Origin of the sequence: Streptomyces sp. NPDC015127 (assembly GCF_043080095.1) — a bacterium.
Taxonomy (GTDB): domain Bacteria; phylum Actinomycetota; class Actinomycetes; order Streptomycetales; family Streptomycetaceae; genus Streptomyces.
In genome coordinates, this window is record NZ_JBIBVE010000067.1 from 1 (window position 1) to 5,900 (window position 5,900).

At 60.4% G+C, this 5,900-nt stretch carries 2 protein-coding genes and 4 pseudogenes; 5 read left to right on the forward strand and 1 reads right to left on the reverse strand.

Going from position 1 to position 5,900, the window contains the following annotated elements:
- Positions 1 to 491 precede the first annotated feature (491 nt).
- Positions 492 to 727: pseudogene (locus ACF08N_RS37615) on the reverse strand (transposase); the annotation flags it as partial.
- Positions 728 to 823: 96 nt separating this feature from the next.
- Here ACF08N_RS37615 and ACF08N_RS37620 point away from each other — a divergent pair.
- From ACF08N_RS37620 to ACF08N_RS37640, 5 genes and pseudogenes are all read left to right on the forward strand, one after another.
- A pseudogene (locus tag ACF08N_RS37620) lies at positions 824 to 1,231 on the forward strand (hypothetical protein); the annotation flags it as partial.
- Positions 1,232 to 3,144: 1,913 nt separating this feature from the next.
- Positions 3,145 to 4,017 carry a PhzF family phenazine biosynthesis protein gene (locus ACF08N_RS37625; protein WP_392329206.1) on the forward strand — a complete coding sequence of 291 codons (873 nt, stop codon included), beginning with the start codon at positions 3,145 to 3,147 and terminating at the stop codon, positions 4,015 to 4,017.
- 475 nt (positions 4,018 to 4,492) lie between these two features.
- Positions 4,493 to 4,987 carry a hypothetical protein gene (locus tag ACF08N_RS37630; RefSeq protein ID WP_392329207.1) on the forward strand — a complete coding sequence of 165 codons (495 nt, stop codon included), beginning with the start codon at positions 4,493 to 4,495 and terminating at the stop codon, positions 4,985 to 4,987.
- A gap of 618 nt (positions 4,988 to 5,605) precedes the next feature.
- A pseudogene (locus ACF08N_RS37635) lies at positions 5,606 to 5,724 on the forward strand (peptide ABC transporter ATP-binding protein); the annotation flags it as partial.
- 37 nt (positions 5,725 to 5,761) lie between these two features.
- A pseudogene (locus ACF08N_RS37640) lies at positions 5,762 to 5,900 on the forward strand (IS5/IS1182 family transposase); the annotation flags it as partial.

Below are 5,900 nucleotides of genomic sequence, written 5' to 3' on the forward strand. Positions count from 1 at the left end.
AAGGTCAGTCCAGGAGCGGCGATCTGCACACCTACGTACAGATCCGTTCCCGGCGTCAGATCACTGATCTTGGCCTTGTGGCCCCGTTGGAATTCTCTGACCATAAACAGAAATCTCTCATCAAATATCCCGATTCGATCAACCAGGAATAAAGGAAGGCGGCCATTCACATCAAAAGCGGATATTTGAGCCAGGCCCCTAATGAAACAGTCCAGCACAGCAGAGCACAAGATTCATGAGTATTCTTTACTCATGAACGTCGGCAGCTCAACTGCCAGCCGGTCCGGTGCACAACCGCCAAAAAAGCCAGGAAATGACACTATAAGTCAAACATGACGGACGCCACACAAGTTTCAGTTGGAGCGACCTAGGCAGTGTCTTTCCGATCATCTGATCGTAGGGCTCGCTGTGAGGACCAGGAGATGTGTGACGCCGTATGGGCAGTGGTCGAGCCGCTGCTGCCGCCTGCGGGTCGCGCCCGAGGCAGGTGGTGTCTGCCAGGGCCCGAACCGCTCGGGCAGATCCCTCCAAGGCACACCGGTCGGAACTTGAACACGATGCCCTCCTTGAACACGATGCCCTCGAGGACCTGGCGGTGATCGCGCCGGTGCGCGGACGCTGCGCCCGCTGGGCGGCCGACGGCACCTTCGGCCGGCTCGGCCGGAGCCCAGAGCCGGGCGGAGGTGGACTGGCTGTCGCGCTGGACTCCACCGTCGTGCGGGCCCATCAGCACACCGCGGCCAAAGGGAGCTTGAGGAACGAGGACTCGGGCGCTCCCATAGCGGGCTGACCAGCAAGATCCACCTGGCCTTGCGACGGGCGGCGGCGACCGCTGTCTGTCACGGTCACGCCGGGCACCCGCAACGACTGCACGCAGCCCGAGGCCGTCATCGACCGCATCCGCGTCACCCGGCCCGGCCCGGGACGGCCCCGCGTCCGACCGGATCAGGCGGTGGCGGACAAGGGCTACCCCGCCCGCTCCCTCCGCGCCTACCTGCGCAGACATCGCCACTCTTTACGAGAAACAGCCCGGCCGCCACCTCACCGCCATCACCCAGGCCAGCACACTCATCTGGCTCGACCCATGACCGCCAAGACGCTACCTAGGCCCAGGGATGTCATGGACACCCAAAACGCCTGCCGCCGCATTGCGGGGCAGTCGCCAGCTCGCCAAGAAAGTCAAGAATGCCCTCACACGCATCCCCGCAACACCATACCCGGCGACCCTTGACACCCGAGAGATTGGCCCTGTGCACGACAGCGATTCTTCGAGCGGAAATAACTCGAAGGATAGTTCAGCCATTGAGCGCACCGGGCGGCGAAAACTCATTATTCTCTTCCCAAGCAACTGAAACCGCACACCGTCACACGCCTGAAATTCCAGCCTGTAAGTGATTCCACGACCAACAAAAGGGGCAATTTCCATCTCACCGGAAACACTCTCAGACGCCCAGCCATCGATCCACACACTGCCCCGGACGGAAGCCACAGCAGGGACCCATGGAATTATAACGTGAGGCACGCGAATATATAGTCTCAGTTGAACGCGACAGGGGGCCTCTTTCCCTCTCAGAATAACAACACCATTCAACTTCTCGGCGAAAACAGTCGCCCGACGCTGCATCGAGCACAACTTCCGAGCGCGGGCATATCTCTGAAAACACGCAACCGTGATTAAGGACGCCCAGGCAGAGGGAGGCATAAAAGAGAATTTCATAGAGACTTAACCATCCAGAGCAGGCTGACTCAGTGGCTCATCCACTGAGCACAGTCAGCAAAGCAAGGGCGCATCAGAACGTCAAGATCTTGAATCAGACCTTCCTGAATGCGGCATGCCTTCACAGAAGGCCTATGACAACAGACGGAACGCCGCGGGTCGCCAGAAAGCCCGGCCATGCAGCGATCTGACCTGGAAGCGCTTTGCGCCAGAATGGCGCAAACACGTGAACGTCAGATTCACTCACGTCCGCTGCGCCGAATCTTACCGACACTCGATCAGGAGAAGGTGTTCCTGACGAGAAACTGCCGTCTGAGGCCGGCATGGAGCATCTGCAGCCTTGAGTGCAGAGTCACACCGCATAGGTGACCATCCACACTTCGCCTGCTACTCGCCAGTCCTGACCTGCCTCCGGGGAGATCCAGGTCGGGACTCAGGTCGTAAGAACTGGAGAGCGCGAATACTGTCCATACGGCCCGGCACGGCGGGCATCCTAACAGGCCCAGGACAAGGAGCACGCCGAGATCTCGTTGCTCCCCCCTGCACCTGCACGTCATGGAGCAGAGCATCGGCAGCTCCACCATGGAGGGCCGGGCGATGTTCGGGATGCTGTCCGTGCTCCCGAGCTCAAGCGCGAAATGCTCGTGGCGAACACCACCGAGGACTCACCTCCACGGAGGACTAGGCAGCACTCGCTCAGCAGCTCTACGACGCCTGCGAGAAGCTGCCTGTCAGAAAACCGTGTCCCGCCAGCCCACGAAGACCGCGGTCACAGAGCCTGACCGCTACTTTGTGACTGGCATCCGAGTTCGGACTCTAGGGCCGAGAGCAGACGAAGCGGGTCCGGCCATGGTCAACGGCGCTCGCCGTCCTGCTGCGTTTTTCCGCCGGTTGAGCGCCGGACCGAATCCCTCGAGTAAGTGAGCTCCCCCGAAATCCAGCGCTCAGTGTGACACACAGTCGATACAGGTCACCGCAGCTCAATTCAGAGAAATGTCGAACGCAGCGGATCTGACATACGGAGTGCGTTCAACACCCAGCCCAAATGCGGCGTGCCTGGCCTAATCGGTGCTCTCGCTGCCACGCAGAGTCATTTCGGTACCACGATAGCCCTGGAGATGGCGTCTGATTGCAACTCAGTAAGCCGTGCAGGGAGTGACCGCTTGTCCAGCAACATCCAGCCGTGTTTCCTCGGCCTTTGAGTACTAATTACTCCGTTTCACCCTGGAGTCTGACGGAAGCATGAGAGTCAGCTCCGCCAACACCGCGACTCAGTGATGTCCGCTCGAGGAAAGCGCCAGAGCCGCCTTTAGCTGGCAGCAGAGAGCGGATCATCGCCTCATGCCATGGGCGAGTGACCGCGCCCCATCTTCTCAGTTATCACCATACGATTCCCATCCATTTTTGCGCAGATTGTGAGACAATACATGGCCGCAAAACCAGCTGACATTCTGCACTACACAGCCTTCTCTGACGATCCGAATGGAGGAAACCCAGCTGGTGTGGTGATCGACTCCTCCAGTCTCCATGATGCAGACATGCTGGTCCTTGCAGCCAGGCTCGGCTACAGCGAGACCGCCTTCCTGAGCGATCCCCCTATAGAACTGGCAGATGTACCGGGCCGTGTTTTTACTATCCGATACTTCAGCCCGAAGATAGAAGTCCCTTTCTGCGGCCATGCCACGGTAGCCGCATCGATCGCCATAGCAGAACGGATCGGGCCAGGACATCTCACATTCGCGACTAAAGCCGGAATCGTTCCGGTCACCGTGGCCGAAATGGAAGGCGCGCTACGCGCCACGCTAACTAGCGTGCCTGCAAGGGTCTATACGGCTGCGGCAGCCGACATCAACGAGGCACTTTCTGCACTTGACTGGACGGCAGAAGAACTCGACCCCGCTCTTCCGCCCCGCATCGCCTTTGCAGGCGCCCGTCACCTCGTGCTGTCAGCCCGCACTCGAGTCCGGCTTGCCACATTGTCGTATGACTTCAACCGCCTGGCTTCGGTCATGCAAAAACTCAACGTAGTCACGGTGCACTTGGTATGGAGGGAGACACCAACGACCTTCCATGTGCGCAATCCGTTCCCTGTGGGGGGTGTAGTCGAGGATCCTGCGACGGGTGCCGCTGCGGCCGCCTTCGGAGCGTACGCTCGTGAACTCGCCCTGGTTCCAGAAGAATCAGAGCTCACCTTGCACCAGGGCCACGACATGGGCCGGCCCAGCCTGCTGACAGTCACCCTAAAAGCAGGCGATTCGCGTGTTCAGGTGACTGGTTCCGGAAGCCGCATCCCCGCTTAATCAGCCTCGTCCGCCGAGCATGAACCGACAGAGTAGCGAGAGAGGTGAGCACACAACCGGGACCGGGAAGAGCGGTTGGGCATGTGGATTCCCCACCGCAGGTGACGCAGAGACATGCAAGACCGCACGACACGGAACCCCAGAGGGGTCCGGCAACAAAGCCCTCATCCACGACGCGTCTGAAGTAGTCAGGACAAACACCTCCGCTCAACTGAGCACCGAGTCGGTCTCGACCAACCGGTTAATGGAACATGAAGGTTCTGGGATCTCACTCGAGGCGAGGAGGTGACTTGCCTCGTCCTGCGTACTCCGCAGCTCGGTCGCACCCGGCGCTGGCAGTTCCTCTCCGTCGCTTACTGTGCAGCGCGGTGTGCGCAGGAGAGCAAGAGTTGCACAGAACTGCTATATGCCAATCTCCACCCTTTTGGACGTGGCTGGCCCAGCGCGTCTGCCATTGGGCACCGAAAAGAAAGTCATGAATGCGAATCACAGAACTCATCGGGAACTTCGGGCTGCGCTAGCTGTTGCACGGGCTCAACCTGGAGTATCTGCTCTCGAACTCCCTTCCCGCGCCATAACACTGATCCAGCTGGCTATTCGCCAGGCGCAGCGTTCAGACTGTCGGCAAAAGGTTGGCGCGGTTCTCGCCGTAGGAAATCGGGTTCTGGCGGCCTCTCCCAACCTGCGCAGAAACAGCCCGGCTATCGACTTCCGTCACGCTACCTTTCACGCTGAGGAGGCCGCACTCCGCCGAACGCGTCGAGCAGTTGGGGCGACCGCCTACATAGCCCGGGTAAATTCAAGCGGGCTGCCGTTGCTCGCTCGGCCCTGCCCCCGCTGTCACAATGCGCTCTGGGCTGCTGGTGTCGTGCGCGCTTACTTCACGACTAACCCTCAGGACGCTGAAATGCATATCGGATTCTCAGCATCGTCGACACTGCTCACTGGCCAGGGTTCCCTTTCTGCTTGACCTTTCCCTCTATTACCTGCACCTCGGAAGACACCCACGGCTGCGCAAGAGGGCCGCGCGTTTCGACTCCTCTCTCTGTAATGGCCCAGGTGCATCTGAGTGGAGATTACTCACTCGGAGCGTGAAGCGGCGAGTCATGGTCGTAACGAGTTCCGCAGGTATCTGACCTGCACAGCACATATGCAGGAGGAGGTTACGCCGTGGACGGGTCGAATCCCGCTGAGGCAGGAGGCTGGTTCTACGAGCATGTCGTTACCAGTTGGACGCTGGCGCTCTACTGCTCTCCCTTGCAGGCCGAGGATCGGCCAAGTATGTCGGTAGTTCAGATGGCTATCCTTGATCACCTCTCCGATGGAGCCCGTTTCTCCGGCGGAACACCGGCAGAAGACGGCGAAGAGTGCAACGAGCGGATGGGTTGGTGTCGCCGAACGGCTGCTCACGCCTATCGGACACTTGTGGCCTCCCTCATACCCCAGGATCCTTCGAAGGCCGCTTAGCTTTCCTCTGGTCACCCGACGCAGATGAGCAACGCCGGACACTGTGCTCGCAGCGAAGGCCCCAAGCCGGACCAGGCGCGCAGCCTGTGGTCCGTCCCGTGGTGCGACCTGACAGGAGGCGGTGGTGGCGCTCAAGGCCCGGGTCGAGCGCGGTGAGCCGATCCTCCAGGTGCGCAACCTGGTGAAGGACTTCACGCTGACCAGGGCATCCTCTTCAAGAAGCAGGTCGGCGCAGTAAGACCGTGTCCTACGTGGTGAGGCGGACGTTGACCCGGGCATGGGGCGGGGAACGTGGAGCTGGATCGTGCCGGACGGGTTGTGGGAGATCGCGAAGCCGTTGATCCCTCCGTCGCGGGTGCGTCCGCAGGGCGGCGGAACGCAGGACACGCCTGATGAGACGCGGTTCGCGGCCATTT

Coding starts and splice junctions, on each gene's coding strand:
- ACF08N_RS37625 (WP_392329206.1), top strand. CDS start 3,145: ATGGCCGCAAAACCAGCTGACATTCTGCACTACACAGCCTTCTCTGAC.
- ACF08N_RS37630 (WP_392329207.1), top strand. CDS start 4,493: ATGAATGCGAATCACAGAACTCATCGGGAACTTCGGGCTGCGCTAGCT.